This window comes from Rhizobium sp. 05N430 (assembly GCF_056396985.1).
This window is the reverse complement of the sequence record NZ_JBFTMO010000002.1, coordinates 74,360-92,099: the sequence shown is the minus strand read 5'-3', so window position 1 is coordinate 92,099 and position 17,740 is coordinate 74,360. Positions and strand designations below refer to the sequence as shown.

General features: G+C 62.4%; 16 protein-coding genes. 9 read left to right on the top strand and 7 right to left on the bottom strand.

The genetic code is table 11. The features are described 5' to 3' along the window. Positions 1-16: 16 nt before the first annotated feature. The 5 genes from AC1DJO_RS04305 to AC1DJO_RS04285 all read right to left on the bottom strand — a co-directional run bounded on the left by AC1DJO_RS04305 (position 17) and on the right by AC1DJO_RS04285 (position 6,156). Positions 17-742 (bottom strand): FadR/GntR family transcriptional regulator, encoded by a 726-nt coding sequence (locus AC1DJO_RS04305; RefSeq protein ID WP_477969363.1) that lies wholly within the window; start codon positions 740-742, stop codon positions 17-19. A gap of 178 nt (positions 743-920) precedes the next feature. After that, positions 921-1,721, bottom strand: coding sequence for an inositol monophosphatase family protein (locus tag AC1DJO_RS04300; protein ID WP_477969361.1), 801 nt, complete (start codon positions 1,719-1,721; stop codon positions 921-923). Positions 1,722-1,750: 29 nt separating this feature from the next. After that, complete coding sequence (locus tag AC1DJO_RS04295; protein ID WP_477969359.1) at positions 1,751-2,812, bottom strand: ABC transporter ATP-binding protein; 1,062 nt, start codon at positions 2,810-2,812, stop codon at positions 1,751-1,753. Further along, the gene (locus tag AC1DJO_RS04290) at positions 2,809-5,049 is read right to left on the bottom strand and encodes an ABC transporter permease (protein ID WP_477969357.1); all 2,241 of its coding nucleotides are present in this window, start codon (positions 5,047-5,049) and stop codon (positions 2,809-2,811) included. Before AC1DJO_RS04290 ends, AC1DJO_RS04295 begins: the two co-directional genes overlap by 4 nt. Before the next feature lie 78 nt (positions 5,050-5,127). Beyond that, positions 5,128-6,156, bottom strand: coding sequence for an ABC transporter substrate-binding protein (locus AC1DJO_RS04285; RefSeq protein ID WP_477969355.1), 1,029 nt, complete (start codon positions 6,154-6,156; stop codon positions 5,128-5,130). Between the two features lie 180 nt (positions 6,157-6,336). On the opposite strand from AC1DJO_RS04285, the gene AC1DJO_RS04280 reads away from it, so the two are divergent. The 9 genes from AC1DJO_RS04280 to AC1DJO_RS04240 all read left to right on the top strand — a co-directional run bounded on the left by AC1DJO_RS04280 (position 6,337) and on the right by AC1DJO_RS04240 (position 15,027). Further along, positions 6,337-7,350: a LacI family DNA-binding transcriptional regulator gene (locus tag AC1DJO_RS04280; protein ID WP_477969353.1), complete on the top strand. Its 1,014-nt coding sequence runs from the start codon at positions 6,337-6,339 to the stop codon at positions 7,348-7,350. A gap of 238 nt (positions 7,351-7,588) precedes the next feature. Next, on the top strand, positions 7,589-9,502 hold the full coding sequence (locus AC1DJO_RS04275) for a DUF5054 domain-containing protein (RefSeq protein WP_477969351.1): 1,914 nt from the start codon (positions 7,589-7,591) through the stop codon (positions 9,500-9,502). Between the two features lie 196 nt (positions 9,503-9,698). Further along, a complete protein-coding gene (locus AC1DJO_RS04270; protein ID WP_112538749.1) occupies positions 9,699-10,469 on the top strand; it encodes a GntR family transcriptional regulator in 771 nt (256 codons plus the stop codon). After that, entirely contained in the window at positions 10,466-11,302 is an 837-nt protein-coding gene (gene kduI, locus AC1DJO_RS04265; protein ID WP_477969349.1) for a 5-dehydro-4-deoxy-D-glucuronate isomerase, read from the top strand. The genes AC1DJO_RS04270 and kduI overlap by 4 nt, the downstream gene beginning before the upstream one ends. A gap of 4 nt (positions 11,303-11,306) precedes the next feature. Next, the gene (gene kduD / locus AC1DJO_RS04260; RefSeq protein WP_477969347.1) at positions 11,307-12,062 is read left to right on the top strand and encodes a 2-dehydro-3-deoxy-D-gluconate 5-dehydrogenase KduD; all 756 of its coding nucleotides are present in this window, start codon (positions 11,307-11,309) and stop codon (positions 12,060-12,062) included. A gap of 48 nt (positions 12,063-12,110) precedes the next feature. Then, complete coding sequence (locus AC1DJO_RS04255) at positions 12,111-12,794, top strand: amino acid ABC transporter permease (protein ID WP_477969345.1); 684 nt, start codon at positions 12,111-12,113, stop codon at positions 12,792-12,794. Positions 12,795-12,801: 7 nt separating this feature from the next. Continuing rightward, positions 12,802-13,455: an amino acid ABC transporter permease gene (locus AC1DJO_RS04250; protein WP_112598015.1), complete on the top strand. Its 654-nt coding sequence runs from the start codon at positions 12,802-12,804 to the stop codon at positions 13,453-13,455. Next, entirely contained in the window at positions 13,439-14,167 is a 729-nt protein-coding gene (locus AC1DJO_RS04245) for an amino acid ABC transporter ATP-binding protein (protein WP_112538745.1), read from the top strand. The genes AC1DJO_RS04250 and AC1DJO_RS04245 overlap by 17 nt, the downstream gene beginning before the upstream one ends. Before the next feature lie 62 nt (positions 14,168-14,229). Continuing rightward, positions 14,230-15,027, top strand: a complete 798-nt coding sequence (locus AC1DJO_RS04240; protein ID WP_112388861.1) for a transporter substrate-binding domain-containing protein — start codon at positions 14,230-14,232, stop codon at positions 15,025-15,027. A gap of 43 nt (positions 15,028-15,070) precedes the next feature. On the opposite strand, the gene AC1DJO_RS04235 is transcribed toward AC1DJO_RS04240, so the two are convergent. Together AC1DJO_RS04235 and AC1DJO_RS04230 are read right to left on the bottom strand one after the other, a co-directional pair. Then, positions 15,071-16,759 (bottom strand): ABC transporter ATP-binding protein, encoded by a 1,689-nt coding sequence (locus AC1DJO_RS04235; protein WP_477969343.1) that lies wholly within the window; start codon positions 16,757-16,759, stop codon positions 15,071-15,073. After that, complete coding sequence (locus AC1DJO_RS04230; protein ID WP_112388863.1) at positions 16,756-17,700, bottom strand: acetamidase/formamidase family protein; 945 nt, start codon at positions 17,698-17,700, stop codon at positions 16,756-16,758. The genes AC1DJO_RS04235 and AC1DJO_RS04230 overlap by 4 nt, the downstream gene beginning before the upstream one ends. Positions 17,701-17,740: the final 40 nt, after the last annotated feature.

The following is a 17,740-nucleotide window of genomic DNA, read 5'->3' as shown; positions in this document are numbered from 1 at the left end:
CATTGCCGGTGGCTCTTCAGGTGAGCTCTTCTTTGGTCTCCGGTATCTGGTGGTCGAGCGAGGTCATGCGGACCAGGCTCTCCTGCAGCGTCAGCAGGTGCTGGCGCATCGCTTCGCCGGCTCTCGCGGGATCGCGGGCGGCGATGGCATCGACGATTGCGGTATGCTGTCCGTAGGTCACGGTGCGCGTCTTGCTGGCGGCGCGGGCGCGCTCGCGGATCGTCTGCCAGGCTTCGTCCTGACGCACACGGTTGATGACGTCGAAGATCGTCAGGAAGAACTGGTTGCCGGCGGATTGCGCGATATGCCGGTGCAGCGCGCCGTCCCACAGCTCGCGGCCGTCGGCATCGGTGCTCTCGTAAATCTTCTTGACCAGCTCATACATGCGCTCAACGTCGTGCTTCTTGGCGCGGATGGCGGCAAGCTGAGCGAGCTGCGGCTCGATGCGCAGGCGCACTTCCATGATTTCCATCAGGTCGGTGCCGGCAACGATCGAATCCACATGCTCGCTCCAGCCGTCGGGGCGCCTTCCGGCAAAAGTGCCGGATCCCTGGCGGCGCCAGATCAATCCCTCGGCTTCGAGAACTTCCAGTGCGCGGCGGATGGCACGGCGGCTGACGTCGAGCATCTCCGAAAGCGCTCGCTCGGTCGGCAGCTTGCCATAGGCATCGAGGCTGTCCGAGCGCAGCAGCGCACGCAGCTTGTCGAGTGCGTAATTGGAGTTCCCCGTGGTCTCATCCATAGTGAATGGTCCGAACCAATTTCTTATTGGTTCAATCCAAAACCATATTGGTCCACCTCGTCAAGCGGTTTTTTGTGCAATTTTTGCAGCGCACAAAAATTAGGCTGCGATCTTCGCCATGCACAAAAAATCCGGCGCCGATGACGCCGGATTGGGCAGGTCGAAGATGCGGAATCCCTTAAATACCGGCGATCTTGCGCAGGTCGTCGGTGGCGCCGGGAGCGGTGGCCAATACCGGCGATCCCTTGGTCAGCCGCTCGCCTTCGGTCGGGAAGGGGTGGTACCAGCCGCCGGCTTCCTTGACGAGGCAATAGCCCGCCATGCAATCCCAGGCATGCATGTAGGGTTCGTAATAGCCGACCAGGCGGCCGGCCGCGACATAGGCGAGCATCAGCGCGCCGGAGCCATTGCGGATGAAATTGCCGCCGGCTTCGAGGAGGTTTTCCACCATCTTGCCGACGAAGGCCGGCGTCACATGGTTGTTGGCGCCGATGCCGGTGACGGCGTTGCGGATGGTACGCGACGGGTCGAGCGACAGCTTCTTGCCGTTCAGCGTGGCGCCCATGCCGAGAGCCGCCGCATAGAGCTCGTCGTGGCAGGGTGCCGAGATGACACCAACGACCGGGATGCCATCGTGCAGGAGCCCGATCGAGACGCACCAGTTCGGCATGCCGTTGACAAAGGGGCTGGTGCCGTCGATCGGATCGACCACCCAGGTGAAGCCCGATGTGCCGGTCTCCAGGCCGTATTCCTCGCCGAGAACGCCATCGGTGGGATGGGCTTCGTTGAAGCGCTTGCGGATCAGGTTTTCGACCTCGCGGTCGGCGATCGAGACCACGTCCTGCGGATCGCGCTTGGTTTCGATCACAAGCGTTTCGTGGCGCTTGAAATAATCGAGCGCCACGGCTCCGGCCTCGCGGGCCACGGCTTCGGCCAGCGCAAGGCGCGCTTCGAGCCCGGGTACGACATGCGACGTCATGAAAATCTTCCCTTGATGAAATGCGGCGCTCAGCCGCCGATGATGGCAATGCCGCGATCCTTGAAGCCGATCTCCACCTCTGTCAAAGGCGCAAAGGCCCTTTCCACTGCGGGATCGACGACGAAGAGCGTGCCGTTGCTGGTTTTGACTTCGTATTCCACATGGTCGCCGAGATAGGCGGCATGGGTGATCTGGCCGCTGAAGGCGCCGCCGTTTTTCGGCGCCAGCGTGATGGCGTTTGGGCGTACCGCCAGCAGCGCCGGGCCGGGGCGCATGTTGCGGCCGGAGATGCGATGCGTCAGGCCCTCGACATTGATCGTCGCGTGATCGCCATCGATGCCGACGACATTGCAGGGCACCACATTGGCCTCACCCATGAAGTCGGCGATGAAGGCCGACACAGGCTGGTCGTAGAGATCGCGCGGCGCGCCCTTCTGCGCGACTTCGCCATCCTTCATGACGATGATCTGGTCGGAGACCGCAAGCGCCTCGTCCTGATCGTGGGTGACGTAGACGGCGGTGAAACCAAGCCGCTGCTGCAGCTCGCGGATCTCGGTGCGGACGCGGCGCCGAAGCCGGGCGTCGAGGTTCGACAACGGCTCGTCGAGCAGCAGTACCTGCGGCTCCAGCACCAATGCCCGGGCAACCGCGACACGCTGCTGCTGGCCACCGGAGAGTTCGGCAGGCAGACGTTGACCCATGCCTCCAAGACCGACGAGCTTCAGGCCTTCCTCGGCGCGCTCGCGTGCTTCCTTGCGCTTGATGCCCGACGATTCCAGGCCGTAAGCAACATTATCGAGCGAGGTCATGTGCGGGAACAGCGCATAGGACTGGAACACCATCGAGACATCGCGCTCGTTGGCCGGCAGCATGGTCACGTCCTTGCCGCCGATCAGGATGCGGCCAGCGCTGGGATGCTCGAGGCCCGCGAGCATGCGCAGCGTCGTCGTCTTGCCGCAGCCGGACGGGCCAAGCACGGTCACCAGCGTGCCGGGCTCGATGGTCAGAGACAGATCGGGGATCGCTGTGAAGGCGCCGAAGGTCTTGCGCACGTTCTCGAAGACGACGGAACCGGGTTTGTTGCTGCTCATGCGGTTTTCTCCTGACCGAGAGGTGCGGATGCTATGGTCGCCGGTGCCGCCATGGCGACGCGGTTTTCGCGGCGCAGACGGCGTTCGCCGACCAGGAACTGGAAGCCTGCGATGACCGTGACCATGACGACGATAAGGGCCGAGGAATAGGCGATGGCGACGCCGTATTCGCCATTCTCGACAAGGCCGACGATATAGGCGGTGGACATGTTGTATTCGGCGCTGACCAGGAAGATCACGGCGCTGATAGACGTGATGGCACGTACGAAGGAATAGACCAGCGCTGCCGTGATCGCCGGGCGCAGCAACGGCAGGATGACCTTGCGGATCGTCCGGAAGCTGTTGGCGCGCAGCGTCAGCGATGCCTCGTCGAGGCTCTTGTCGAGCTGGCTCATGGCCGCCACGCCGCCGCGCACGCCGACCGGCATGTTGCGGAAGACGAAGCAGGCGACGAGTATCAGCGCCGTCCCCGTCATTTCCAGCGGCGGCAGGTTGAAAGCCATGATGTAGCTGATGCCGATGACGGTGCCGGGGATCGCGAAGCTCAGCATCAGCGCGAATTCGAAGACGTTGCGGCCGACGAACTTCTGGCGGACGATTATATAGGCGGTCAGCAGGCCGACAGCAGCCGTGAGCGGGGCGGAGATCAGGGCGATCTCCATTGTCGTCCAGAACGAATTCCAGGCGACCCCCGTCCACGCCAGGCCGCCGTCATCACGGAACCCGATCGAGAAGGCGCGAATGTAGTGCTCGAAGGTGAGCGTGTTATCGAGACCCCAGGTGCGAACGAAACCGCCGAACAGGATCATCGCATAGACGATGATGGTGAAGATCGCCCAGGGGATGACGAGGGAGTGAACGGCAATCGAGACGCCGCGCGGCAGGGCGATATGCTGGCCAGAATCGCCCTTGCCGGTGACGGTCGCATAGCTCTTGCCCTGTAGCCAGAAACGCTGTGCGATGAAGGCCGACATGGTGAAGACGAGCAGGATCATGGCGAGCACGGCGGCGCGGGCCGGGTCGTTCTGCGAGCCGACGACGGCAAAGAAGATTTCCGTCGACAGCACGCCATGGCTGCCGCCGAGCACCATCGGGTTGCCGAAATCCGCCATGCTTTCGATGAAGCCGATGAGGAAGGCGTTGGCGAGGCCGGGCTTCATCAACGGTAGCGAGACGCGCCAGAAGGTGCGCCAGCGATCGGCGCGCAGCGTTTGCGACGCCTCCTCCATCGATGGGCTGACGCCTTCCACGACGCCGATCAGCACCAGGAAGGAAATCGGCGTGAAGGACAGAACCTGGGCAATCCAGATGCCGGTCAGGCCATAGAGCCAGCGGCCGGGTTCGACGCCAAGCAAGGAAGATACAAGCTGGGTGGCGACACCGGAACGGCCGAAGAGCAGGGTGAGCGCCAGGCCGACGACGAAGGGCGGCGTGATGATCGGCAGGATGGTCAGCAGCCGCAGACCCTTCTTGTAGGGAAAGCGGGTGCGGGTGGCGACCAGCGCGAAGCAGAGGCCAAGCGTCGTCGAGCCAGCCGCCGTCATGATCGCCAGCCAGAGCGTGCGCCAGGCAACGCCGCAACGCTCGCCGCCAACAACGCAGCCGAGGCTCCAGACCGATGAATCCTGGATATTGGTCAGAAAGCCGGTCGGATTGAAGGAGCCGTCGAAATCCTGGAAGGCGCCGACGAACATGCTGCCGACGGGATAGAAGACGAAGATGGCGACGAGGAACACCAGCATGGCGATGGCGCCGACCACGAAGGCATCGCCTTTCATCACACCGCGTTCGGCAAGGCCGAAGGCAAAGAAGAACACGAAGACGAGGCCGGTCACCACCGCGCCCGCACCCATCGACGGCTGGCCGTCAGGGAGCGCGCCGAAGAGGGTTTCGGCGAATGTCCAGCTCCAGCCGGAGAGATTGATCGCCAATCCCTCGATCGTCAGGAACAGAACGCCCAGGCCACCGGCCCAGGCCAGCAGCGTAGCACGCTGCTTCGGATCGGGAAGGAAGCGCGCGATGCCGCCTAGCAATACGAGGAAGACGGCGATCGCGAGCCACCATCGGCCATAGGTGGTGATCTGCAGGATGCCGGGCGCCGTGGAGGGATCGCCCAGAAAATCAGACAGCCACCCAAGGCCGAAGAAGCCGCCTTCGATCCGATACCACGGGAGCAGTATCAGGGCGGCAATGGCGAAGACGAGAGCGATATCCAGTCTGCGATTGTGGTTCTTCATGGTTCGCTCCCGCTTGAGCACGGCATTATGCTTGGCGGCCGGCAGCCATCGGCAGCCGGCCATCGAGATCACTTGAGATCAGTTGGCCTTGGCGCCGATTTCCTTGTCCCAGCGGGAAAGCAACGCCTTGCGGACATCGGGATTGCCGTATTTGGCGAAGTCGTAGTCGATGAGCTTGATGTCCTCGAACTTCGGCGCTTCTTTCGGAATCTCGGCCGACTTGTTGGACGGCAGCTGGAAGGACTTGGCGTCCTTCATGTGCGACTGTGCATCGGCGCTGAGTGCCCAGTCATACCACTTCTTGGCGTTCTCAAGGTTTTTGGCGCCCTTGACGATCGACATCGAGCCGATCTCGTAGCCGGTGCCTTCGCATGGTGCGACCGCCTTGATCGGGAAGCCTTCGACGGTCTGCGCCACGGCGTCATGCATGAAGACGATACCGATGGTCGACTCGCCGCGGGCGGCCGCCTTCACCGGTGCCGAACCCGACTTGGTGTATTGGGAGACGTTGGCATTCAGCTTCGTCAGATAATCGAAAGCCTGGTCCTCGCCCATGATCTGCACCAGCGTTGCCAGCATGTTGTAGGACGTGCCCGAGGAGTTCGGGTTGGCGATCTGGATTTCACCCTTGTAGGACGGATCCAGCAGATCGGCCCAGCACTTCGGTTCCTTGAGTTTCTTCTGCTTCAGGATGTCGGTGTTGTAGCCCCAGCCGAGCGCACCGGCATAAACGCCGACGGTGCGGTATTTGGCGCTTTCGGCCTGCTTCTTGGCCCAATCCTGCAGCTGATCGAATAGCGGCGACTTGTATTCCAGCGTCAGGTTTTCGGCGGCTGCCTGCAGATGCGGGTCGCCGGTGCCGGCCCACCAGATGTCGGTCTTCGGGTTGCGGGCCTCGGCGCGGATCTTCGCATAGGTCTCGCCGGCCGAGAGGCGCACCATGTTGACCTTGATGTCGGACTGCTTTTCGAACAGGCCCTTCATGAGGTCGCAGACTTCTTGGTCTGCCGAGCAGATCACATTGAGATTGCCAGCGGCCTGAGCCGAAAAGGCAGCAAAAGTCACACTCGCGGCAAGCGCTGCCGCGGCAAGTTTAGCTGAACGCATTCTTTCCTCCTGGATGTGGCGGCGCCTCCACGCCGATCGCCTTTGCAAGCGTGTGCAAATGCTGCATGACCCAGGAAAGCCTGTCAACAGTTTTTGTCACAAAACTGTCACAAATCCATTCGCGGGGATATTGCACGCAATTGCAATATCGTGCACAGTCGTGTGCAAGGGGAGATTCAGTTGGTCACGAAAGTCTTTGTCAGCGCGCAGGAAGTCGCGGAAAAAGCGGGGGTTTCCCGTTCGGCTGTGTCGCGCACGTTCACACCAGGGGCCAGCGTCGCGCCCGAGACACGCAAGCGGGTGATGGAGGCGGCCGAGGCGCTCGGATATCACGTCAATCATCTCGCCCGCGGGCTGATGCGCAACGAGAGCGGCATTGTTTGCCTGATTGTTTCGGAGATGGGCACGCCTTATCGCTCGTCGCTGATCAGGGCGGTGACGCAACATCTGCAGAACTCTGGCAAGATCGCGATGCTGATCAACACTGACCGCTCCGACGGCAGTGTTGACCGAGCACTACGCCAGGCGATCCGCTACCGCGCCGATGCTTCGATCATCCTGTCAGGTCAGCCCGACAAGTCGATCACCCAGCTCTGCCTGAAGAATGGCCAGCGGCTGGTGCTGATCAACCGCAACGACGCGCAGCCGGGCCCGTTCAGGATCAATCTCGACGACAAGGAAGCGGCAAGCCGCATCCTCACCGCCTTCGTGCGCGCCGGCTGCCGTCGCCTCGCCTTCGCCAATTCGGAGGTCGGGACGCCCAGCCTGATGGCCCGCGAGCATGGTTTCGTTGCCGCCGCCGCAGCACTCGGCATGGAGGTCGCCGTCGAGCGCTTCGGCCCGACCGGCTACGAGGCGGGCAAGGTCGTCGCCCAGCGGCTGCTGACGCGCAAGGAAAGGCCCGACGCGATCTTTTGCGCCAACGACCTGCTCGCTTGCGGCGTGATGGACGCGGCCCGCCATCAGTTCATGATGTCGGTCCCCGATCAGCTCTGCGTCGCCGGCTTCGACGATATCGAGCAGACCTCCTGGTCATCCTACGATCTCACCACTTTCGCCCAGCCCGTTGAAGCCATCGCCCGCGAGGCGGTCGCCTTTCTGGCAGAGCCCGGAAGCGCGGAGGACGACGGACAGGGGCGGTCAATCAGGCTGCATGCGGAGCTCATCTGGCGGGGGTCGATCCGCGGCGGATAACGGCTTTGAGCCGATCTGTGCATACGATTACACAGATTTTCACAGGCGGTAAGTTCCCGACGCAAAGCTACAGTTCCCGCATAAAGTCATGATTTTTCGTGTATAATGGGCAGGGTTGAAATCCATTGACCTCTCAGCTTTGCAACCTGCGACAAAAGTCGCATTTGAACACGTTTACATTGTCTCGTAGATGTCGAAGCGGCCGGTGCGGTTGCCGAGGCCAGCGAGCGGAATGGACATGTCAGAAAAGCGCGTGCATCTGGTCTTCAAGACCCATCTGGATATCGGTTTCACGGATCACGCGGAAAAGGTTCGCCGCCAGTATCACGAGCGGTTCATTCCGCAGGCGATCGAGACCGGCGCGCATTTTTATGCCGAGAACCCCGATGAGCCGAAGTTCATCTGGACAACGGGCGCCTGGCTGATCTGGGATCATTTGAATTCGCGCTCGTCTGCGGAAGTCGCAGCCCTTGAGCAGGCGATCGAGCGCGGGCTGATCCGCTGGCACGGCCTGCCGTTCACGACGCATACGGAGCTGATGTCGCCGGATCTTTTCCGCGCTGGTCTGTCCTATTCTCAGGAGCTCGACCGCCGCTTCGGCAAGACGACGATTGCAGCGAAGATGACCGATGTGCCCGGCCATACGCTCGGCATGGTGCCGCTGCTCGCCGAAGCCGGGATCCGCTTCCTGCATCTCGGCGTCAACACCGCCTCGCCACCGCCCGACGTGCCGGATGTTTTTCGCTGGCGGGCACCCGATGGCGCCGAAGTCGTGGTCATGTATCAGCGTTCCTATGGCGAGACCTATTTCCCTGAAGGCTTCTCGGATGGGCTGAGCTTTGCTCATACCAACGACAATATCGGCCCGCAAAGCGTGCCGCAGACGGCGGAAGCGCTGCGCGAGATCCGCAATCGTGAGCCGGATGCGGTGATCCGGGCGGCGACGCTGGAAGATTACGGCGCGCTGCTCTGGGAAGCCCGCGAGCGCTTTCCGGTTCTCGACGTCGAGCTCGGCGACAGCTGGATCCATGGCAGCGCCACCGACCCGCAGAAGACCGCCCGCTTCCTGGCGCTGCAGCGGCTCTATGACCGCTTCGCGGGCGAGGGGTTGAACCGCAGCCGTCTGGCTTTTGGCCGTGAGCTGGCGATGGTCGCCGAACATACATGCGGCGTCGATATCAAATCCTATCTCCGAGACGACAAGGCCTGGTCGCGCCTGAATTTCGAGGCGGCGCGCAAGACCGATTACCGCTTCGCCTATGCCGAACAGTCCTGGCAGGAGCAGCGCGATTATCTCGACAAGGCCATTTCGATGCTGGAGCCCGATGACGCCGCGGCGGCGGCCCAAGCTGTTGCTACGCTTGGGGCGCCCGCCTTGCCCGTGCTGTCGGCCAAGCAGACAGAGTTGACGGCAGGCGGCTGGACGGTGACGCTCGACGGTCAAAGCGGCGACATTGCCTCGATCGCAACGCCGGCGGGAACGACGATCTCGGGCCGCGGCGGCGCGCTTCTTGGCTATCGTTACGAAAGCTACGATGCCGCCGATGTCGGCAGGCATATGGACACCTATCTGACGCACCGCCAGGAATGGGCGGTGCTCGATCATGACAAGCCTGGCCTCGCCCAATCCGGCGCAGCTCTGTCCCAAGTGTTTCCACCGGTTCTCGATGCGGCTGCAGGCAACATGATGTTGCTCTCGCTGCCCGAGCGCGCATCGTCGTCATATGGGGCGCCAAAGCATGTTTCGCTGCGGTTCCTCGATGAAGGCGATGCGCTTTCCATTCAGCTGACGCTGCATGCCAAACCTGCCAATCGCATGCCGGAGGCGAGCTTCTTCTTCGTCACGCCTGCCGGGGATGCGGCGTGGAGTTTCCGCAAGATGGGGCTCTGGCACAAGTCGGGCGCGATCGCCGAAAGCGGCGGGGCGCAGCTGCAGGCCGTCAGCGCCGCGCGCACCGGTGCGCTGCAGATCGAGCCGCTGGATACGCCGCTCGCAGCACCCGCAAGCTGGGGCTTCATGACCTTCTGCAAGGCGCGTCCGGATTTCTCCGGCGGCATCCGGTTCAATCTCCACAACAACAAGTGGGGCACGAATTTTCCGATGTGGTGCGAGGGCGACATCGTCGCGCGCTTCAGGCTTTCCGAAATTTAAGTACCTGAAAAATAATAGCAAAAGTAAGCCGCGGAGAGTGATCTCCGCGGCTTTTTCGTTGTGGAAAAGTCCTTGCCTATACCCGCTTGCGCTAAGTTGGATACTAATATACTACTTCTTGCCAAGCCAACGGGAGGTGGCGATGGGTGAGGACAACAGGTCAGCGCATCACGATTGAAGCTGGGGCTGGGACGCGATGAGCGAGACCCGCAAGAAGCGCTCGCTCGCCGGCGTCACCCACCTTTCGCATCAGCGAGCCGCCGCGCCACGTGCCGCGACGCTGGTTTATAACGCGCTCCGCGACGACATCATCTCGCTCCGCCGCAAGCCGATGGATCTCCTGAACGAGAAGGAACTCGAGGCGCAGTTCGGCGTCAGCCGCACGCCGATCCGCGAAGCGATGCTGCGTCTGTCGGACGATGGTCTGGTCGATGTCTTTCCTCAGTCCGGAACCTTCGTGTCCCGCATTCCGCGCCATGCGCTCTACGAGGCGATCCTTGTGCGCAAGGCGCTTGAGGACACCACCGTCTCGATCGCCGTCGAGAAGATGACCCCCGCTGGTCTGCGTCTGCTGGAGCGCAATCTTGCCGATCTCAGCGCTTGTGTGCGTGACGACGACGTCGCCGCTTTCCATGTGGTCGACAACGATTTCCACAAGCTGATCAGCGATATCGCCGGCTTTCCCGGCATCTGGGCAATCATCCAGCAGGTCAAGGTTCATTCCGACCGGTACCGCCTGCTGACCCTGCCGCAGGAAGGGCGTCTCGCCCGTGTCATCGAAGAGCACTCCACCGTCATCGACTGCATGAAGGCAGGCGACAAGGCGGGTGCTGCCTCGGCCATGGGGTTCCATCTCGGCAAGCTGCTCGGCGAAGTCGAGAAGGCCGAAATCTGGGATCCGAACTATTTCATCGAGGATGCGAAATCTCCCTTGGCATCCGCTGATCAGAAGGGAAAAATTCAATGAAGATCGACGTCCGCCATGCTTCCCATCCAGAAGCCGTCCGTGGCTACGACACCGAGATGCTGCGCCGCCATTTCCTGATCGAGACCGTCTTCGAAGGCGGTGAAATCAGGCTGACCTACTCGCATTACGACCGCATGGTGATCGGTGGCGCCACGCCGCTTGCTGCTGCGCTGGTCCTTGGTGCGCCGAAGGAAATCGGTCAGGAGACGTTCCTTGCCGAGCGCGAACTCGGCGCCCTCAATGTCGGCGGTGCAGGCAGCGTCACCGTTGACGGCAAGCGCTACGATCTCGCCAAATATGATTGCCTGTATGTCGGCAAGGGTGCCAAGGACGTCAGCTTCGAAAGCGCCGATGCGGCTAACCCGGCCAAGTTCTACCTGGTCTCGACGCCTGCGCACCAGACCCACCCGACCGTTCTCCTGACCCGCGACAAGGCGCGTCACCTGACGCCGGGGGAAGCTGCGACCGCCAACAAGCGCTCGATCTACCAGCTCATCCATCCGGAAGTCTGCCAGTCCTGCCAGCTGACCATGGGCTTCACGATGATCGATGCGGGCAGCGTCTGGAACACCATGCCGTCCCACACCCACGACCGGCGCATGGAAGCCTATCTCTATTTCGATCTCGAAGCCGATCAGCGCGTCTTCCATTTCATGGGCGAGCCGCAGCAGACCCGTCACATGCTGGTGGCCAGCGAGCAGGCGATCATCTCGCCGCCCTGGTCGATCCATTCGGGCGCCGGCACCAAGAACTACAGCTTCATCTGGGCGATGGCCGGTGACAACAAGAGCTTCACCGATATGGACCATATCGCCATTGCGGATCTGAGGTAGGACGATGGCCAATCCCTTCGATCTCTCGGGCCGCACCGCCGTCGTCACCGGCGCCAATACCGGCATCGGCCAGGGCATTGCACTGGCGCTCGCCGAAGCCGGTGCCGCAATCGTCGCCGTCGGCCGTTCGTCGATGGACGAGACCGAGGCGCTGGTCAGCAAGGCGGGTGTCCGCTTTCACGCCATCAAGGCCGATCTTGGCAGCATCGCGCCGGTCAAGGATATTGTCTCGGAGACGGTTTCGACCTTCGGCGGCCTCGATATTCTGGTCAACAATGCCGGGATCATCCGCCGCGCCGATGCAGTGGATTTCACCGAGGAAGACTGGGATGCGGTCATCGATACCAATCTGAAGACCGCCTTCTTCCTGTCGCAGGCGGCCGGCCGTCACATGATCGAGAAGGGCCGCGGCAAGATCGTCAACATCGCTTCGCTGCTCTCTTTCCAAGGCGGCATCCGCATCCCATCCTACACGGCTTCGAAAAGCGGGCTTGCCGGCATCACCCGGCTGCTCGCCTGCGAATGGGCGGGCAAGGGCGTCAACGTCAACGCGATCGCCCCCGGCTATTTCGTCACCAACAACACCACGGCGCTGCGCGACGATCCGGATCGCAGCGCTGCGATCCTTGCGCGTATTCCGGCAGGCCGTTGGGGCACGCCGGCCGAACTTGGCGGTGCCGCCGTGTTCCTGGCATCGGCCGCATCCGACTATGTCCACGGCACCGTGATCCCCGTCGATGGCGGCTGGCTGGCGCGCTGAACGAGTGAGTGAATTCGCGCCCGCTCGCGGGCCGCGTCTGGAGGAGATATGCAGTACCAGTTCGATTTTGCGGCGCTGATGCCCTATTGGCAGGATTTCCTGTCGGGCGCGCTGACGACGATCGAGATTACCGTGTTTTCGGTGATCATCGGGCTTGCGATCGGCATCGCCTGTGCCATTGCGCGCCGGTCCGATGTGCCGCTGCTGCGCACGATCGTCGGCATCTATATCGAAGCGGTGCGCAATACGCCGTTCATCGTGCAGATCTTCTTCATCTTCTTCGGGCTGTCGTCCATCGGCTTCCGCCTGCCCATCCTTGCCGCCTCCGTCTTCGCCATGGTGATCAATGTCGGCGCCTATACGGCCGAGATCGTTCGCGCCGGGATGGATTCCATCCATCCGAGCCAGATCGAGGCGGCCGAAGCGCTTGGCCTTTCGAAACTGCAGATCTATCGCGACATCATCCTCCTGCCGGCGATCGAGCGCGTCTATCCGGCGCTGTCGAGCCAGTTCATCCTGATGATGCTGTCGACCTCGATCTGCTCGCAGATTTCGGCCGAGGAACTAACCGGTGTCGCCAACAACATCCAGTCGAACACTTTTCGCTCGCTCGAGACCTATTTCGTCGTGGCGCTTCTCTATATCGCCATCACCTATCTGATGCGTGCCGCCTTCTTCGGGCTCGGCCTCATTGCATTCCCGCGCCGCCGCCGGCTCGGGCTCGGCGTGTGAGGTGACGATGCTCGGAGCTTTCTCGACCAATCATCTGATCTACCTGCTGGATGGCCTGCTCTGGACGATCGTGCTGTCCGCGCTCGCCTTCATTCTCGGTGGCATCGCCGGCTTCTTCGTCATGCTGGCACGCATCTCGCGTTTCCGCTGGCTGCGGCGCACCGCGCTCGTCTACATCCAGATCGTCCAGGGCACGCCGCTGCTGATCCAGATGTTCCTGCTCTATTTCGGTCTCGGCGTCTTCGGCATCTCGGTGCCGCCGCTGGTTGCCGCCGGTCTCGGCATGATGGTCTATTCGAGCTCCTATCTCGGCGAGATCTGGCGCGGCTCGGTGGAATCGATCGCCAAGACCCAGTTCGAGGCTGCCGAATGCCTGGGCCTCACCCGCTGGCAGGCGCTGCGCGACGTCATCCTGCCGCAGGCGCTGAAGATCGCCACGCCGCCGACGGTCGGCTTCCTCGTGCAGCTCGTCAAGAACACGTCGCTTGCGTCCGTCGTCGGCTTCCTGGAGCTGACGCGTGCTGCGCAGGTCATCAACAACTCCCTGTTCCAGCCGTTCCTGGTCTTCGGCGTCGCAGCGCTTTTCTACTTCTGCGTCTGCTATCCGCTGTCGGTCTGGAGCCGTTCGCTTGAGAGGAAACTCAATGTCGGCCGCCGTTAAACTCACCAATGTCGTCAAGCGTTTCGGCGCGCTGGAGGTGCTGAAGGGCGTCTCCTTCGAAATCAACGCGGGCGAAGTCGTGGCACTGATCGGCCAGTCCGGTTCGGGCAAGAGCACGGCGCTGCGCTGCATCAACCGGCTGGAGACCATCCAGGACGGCACGATCGAGGTCTGCGGCCACCGGGTCGAGGATCCGAAGCTCGATCTGCGCTCGCTGCGCCGGGATATCGGCATGGTGTTCCAGAGCTACAATCTCTTCCCGCATATGACGGTCGCCGAAAACATCATGCTGGCGCTGCGCCGCGTGAAGTCGATGCGCAAGGATCAGGCCCGCGAGATCGCCACAGAGGTTCTCGCCAAGGTCGGCCTGTCGGAAAAGATCGACAATTATCCGGAACAGCTTTCCGGCGGACAGCAGCAGCGGGTGGCGATCGCCCGCTCGCTCGCCATGCAGCCGAAGGTGATGCTGTTTGACGAGGTGACCTCGGCGCTCGATCCGAAGCTGACGGGCGAAGTGCTGCGCGTCATGGAAGATCTCGCCCGCGGCGGCATGACGATGATCGTCGTCACCCACGAGATGGGCTTCGCCAAACGCGCCGCCAACCGCGTCATCTACATGCATACCGGCAAGGTCTGGGAGACGGGAGGAGCAGACATCCTTTCCAATCCCCAGACGCCGGAACTGAAGGAATTCATGGCCGAAGAGCTCTGAATTCAAGGAGGAGTACCTGCACGCATGCGCGCAGGGTCGGGTAAACGAGAGAGGAGACTCATATGCCGACGACAATGATTTCGAAACTGGCACTCATCGCAGGCGCAAGCCTGCTGGCCTTCGCATCGGCCGCCAATGCCGACGTGCTAGACAATATCAAGAAGGCCGGAAAGGTGCGCATCGCGGTTGCGATGGGCATTCCGGAATATTCCTTCGTCGACGAAAATCTGAAGCCGACAGGCTCGGACGTCGAAACCGCAAAGCTGATCGCCAAGGATCTTGGCGTCGAGCTGGAACTGGTGGAAATCACCAACGCCGCCCGCGTTCCCTCGGTGCAGACGGGCAAGGCTGACATGGTCGTCTCCTCGCTCGGCATCACCGAAGAACGCAAGAAGGCGATCGATTACTCGGTTCCCTACGCAACGCTGGCGCTCGTCGTAGCCGGTCCGGCCGACGCCGCGATCAAGGACTATGCCGATCTCGACGGCAAGCGCATCGGCGTCACACGCGCCACCACCAACGACCAGGACATCACCGCCAAGGCCAAGGGTGCCGACATCGTTCGCTTTGAAGACGATGCAACGCTGATCACCTCCGTCGTCTCCGGCCAGGTCGATATTCTCTCCAGCCAGTCGGCCGTCATCAACGGCATCAACAAGAAGATGACCGCCAATCCGCTGCAGATAAAGTTCACCCAGAAGGAAACCAACCTCGGCATCGGTATCCCCAAGGGCGAAACGGCGCTGAAGGGCTGGCTCGATGGTTGGGTGAAGACCAATTTCGACAACAAGGTGCTGCGCGATATCTACCGCCAGTTCCACAATGCCGAACTGCCTGACGATCTGACCTCGCGTCAGTAAACGTCAAAAAGAAACGCCGGGGCTTTGCGGCCCCGGCGGGTTTTCAAGCGAGCGCCTGCGCCCGCTTCTGATAGACCTCGGGATCCGGGATCGGCACCGCGGCGATCAGTGCCTTGGTGTAGTCGTCCTTCGGATTCTCGAAGATTTCCCGCCGCGTTCCCGTCTCGACGATCTTGCCGCCGCGCATGACGGCGACGTGATGCGACATGCGCTCGATCACCGCCATGTCATGCGAGATGAAGAGATAGGCGAGCCCCATCGTCTCCTGCAGCTCCAGCATGAGATCGAGTACCTTGGCGCGGACGGAAACGTCGAGTGCTGCCACGCTTTCATCGGCAACGATCACCTTCGGGCCAACGGCAAGTGCCCGGGCGATGCAGATGCGCTGGCGCTGGCCACCCGAGAATTCGTGCGGATAGCGGGTTGCCGCATCCGGCGTCAGGCCGACGCGACGCAGCAGTTCGGCGACACGATCCTGCCGCTCGCTCTTGTTGCCGATGCCGTGGATGACCATCGGCTCGGCGATGGCGGGGCCGACGGCCATGCGGCTGTCGAGCGAAGCATAGGGATCCTGGAAGATCATCTGCGCCGAGCGGCGCACCGGGCGCATTTCGCGCTGCGTCAGACCGGCAATGTTCTGGCCGTCGATCAGCACACTGCCGGTGAAGGGAATGAGGCCGAGCACGGCCTTGCCCGTCGTCGACTTGCCGGACCCGCTCTCGCCCACGAGGCCGAGCGTCTGGCCGGGCATCAGGTCGAAGGAAACGCCGCTGACGGCCTGCACCTGCGGCTTGCCCTTGAAGAACCGTCCGACCGGGCTGCCATAGTGGACGTCGAGATCGCGAACGGCGATCACGGGTGCCGCGCCGGTCCGCTCGGGCTCGATCTTGCGCGGCGTCACGCGCGGCGGGCCATCGGCGCCGGCAAGTGCGCCGAGGCGCGGCACGGCGGCGAGCAGCTGCTTGGTATAGTCTTCCTGGGGACGGTTGAAGATCGCGAGCGATGGGCCTTCCTCGACGATCCGGCCGTTCTGCATGATCAGCACGCGATCGGCCATTTCGGCGACCACGCCCATGTCATGGGTGATGAGCACGATCGACGTACCGAACTCGGCCTTCAACTCGCGCATCAGCTTCAGGATCTGTGCCTGAACCGTGACATCGAGCGCCGTCGTAGGCTCGTCGGCAATCAGCACCTTCGGCTGGCAGGAGAGCGCCATGGCGATCATCACGCGCTGGCGCATGCCGCCTGACAGCTCATGCGGATATTGCTTCAGCCGCCGCGCCGGATCGGTGATCTGCACCGCATCCAGCATCTTCAGCGCCGTCGCCTCGGCATTCTCGTTGCCCTGGTGCTCGCGGATCGCCTCGGTCAGCTGCGCGCCGATCGACATGACCGGGTTCAGCGAGGTCATCGGCTCCTGGAACACCATGGCGACATCGCCGCCGCGCACGCTGCGCATGGCGCGGTTCGACAGCGTCAGCAGGTCACGCTCGCCAAGCAGGATGTTGCCGGAGGTGACGCGCAGCGACGCCTTCTGCAGCAGTCCCATGATGGCGAGCGAGGTCACCGATTTGCCCGAGCCGGATTCGCCAGCGATGCAGAGCGTTTCGCCGCTTGAGAGGCTGAAGCTGATATCCCTGAGGACAGGCTTCAGCCCTTCGGGCGTGCGTGCATCGACGCTGAGATTGCGGACGGAAAGGACCGGCGCTGTAGTGGCGGGCAATGTCACGAGAATACGATCCTCGGGAAGTAGAAGGAGACCACCCAGTTTGGCATGTCGACGATTTCGCTGATGCGCAGATCGCCGCAGACCGAGCAGAGCATATAGGCATCGACAGGGTTGAGGCCGTGTTCGACCGTCAGAAGATCGATCATCCGCATGACGGCTTCGCGCGCGCCCGTCATTAGATCGGGGCCGATACCGGTCGTGACTTCATAGCCCATGCCGTCGAGGTGGCGGGTGACCGGCTCCGTCGTGGTGAAGCGCGGCGACTGCAGCCGGGCGTCCTTGACGAGCTCGATCGTCGCTTCGACATTCATCTGGCTTTCGATCGCCGTGCCGCAGACTTCGCCGTCGCCCTGGGCGGCGTGCGTATCGCCGATCGAGAACAGTGCGCCATCGACTTCGACCGGCAGGTAGAGGGTGACACCGGCCGTCAGGTCGCGGATGTCCATATTGCCGCCGACGCGACGGGGCGGGACGACGGAATGGGTGCCGGGCTCTGCCGGAGCCACGCCGATCGTACCGGCAAAGGGCTTCAACGGCACACGGCCGCCGGGGCCGAAGAGCGCCGGAACCATGCTGTTGGCGTCATAGGACCAGACATGCAGTGCCGGTTCCTTGAACTGGTCGGCGAGCAGGCCGAAGCCAGGAATATTGGCCGTCCAGCCGACGCCCGACGGAATGAATTTGCGCAGCGTCACCTTCAGTGCATCGCCGGGTTTCGCGCCCTCGACATAGACAGGGCCGGAAACCGGGTTGATCTTGCCGAAATCGAGATCGCGCAGCGTATCGAGGGTCGCATCGCGGCCGAGCTGGCCGCCCGAGGAATCCATGCATTCGAAATGGATCGTCTCGCCCGGCTTGGCGACAACAGCAGGGGCAAAATCCTTGTTCCAGCCGAAATTGTGCTGGGCGCGGTGAATGGTGTGGGTGCAGGCAATGCACATCTTGTGTGTCTCCCTCGTTCTTATGGCGTCCTCCCGGCCG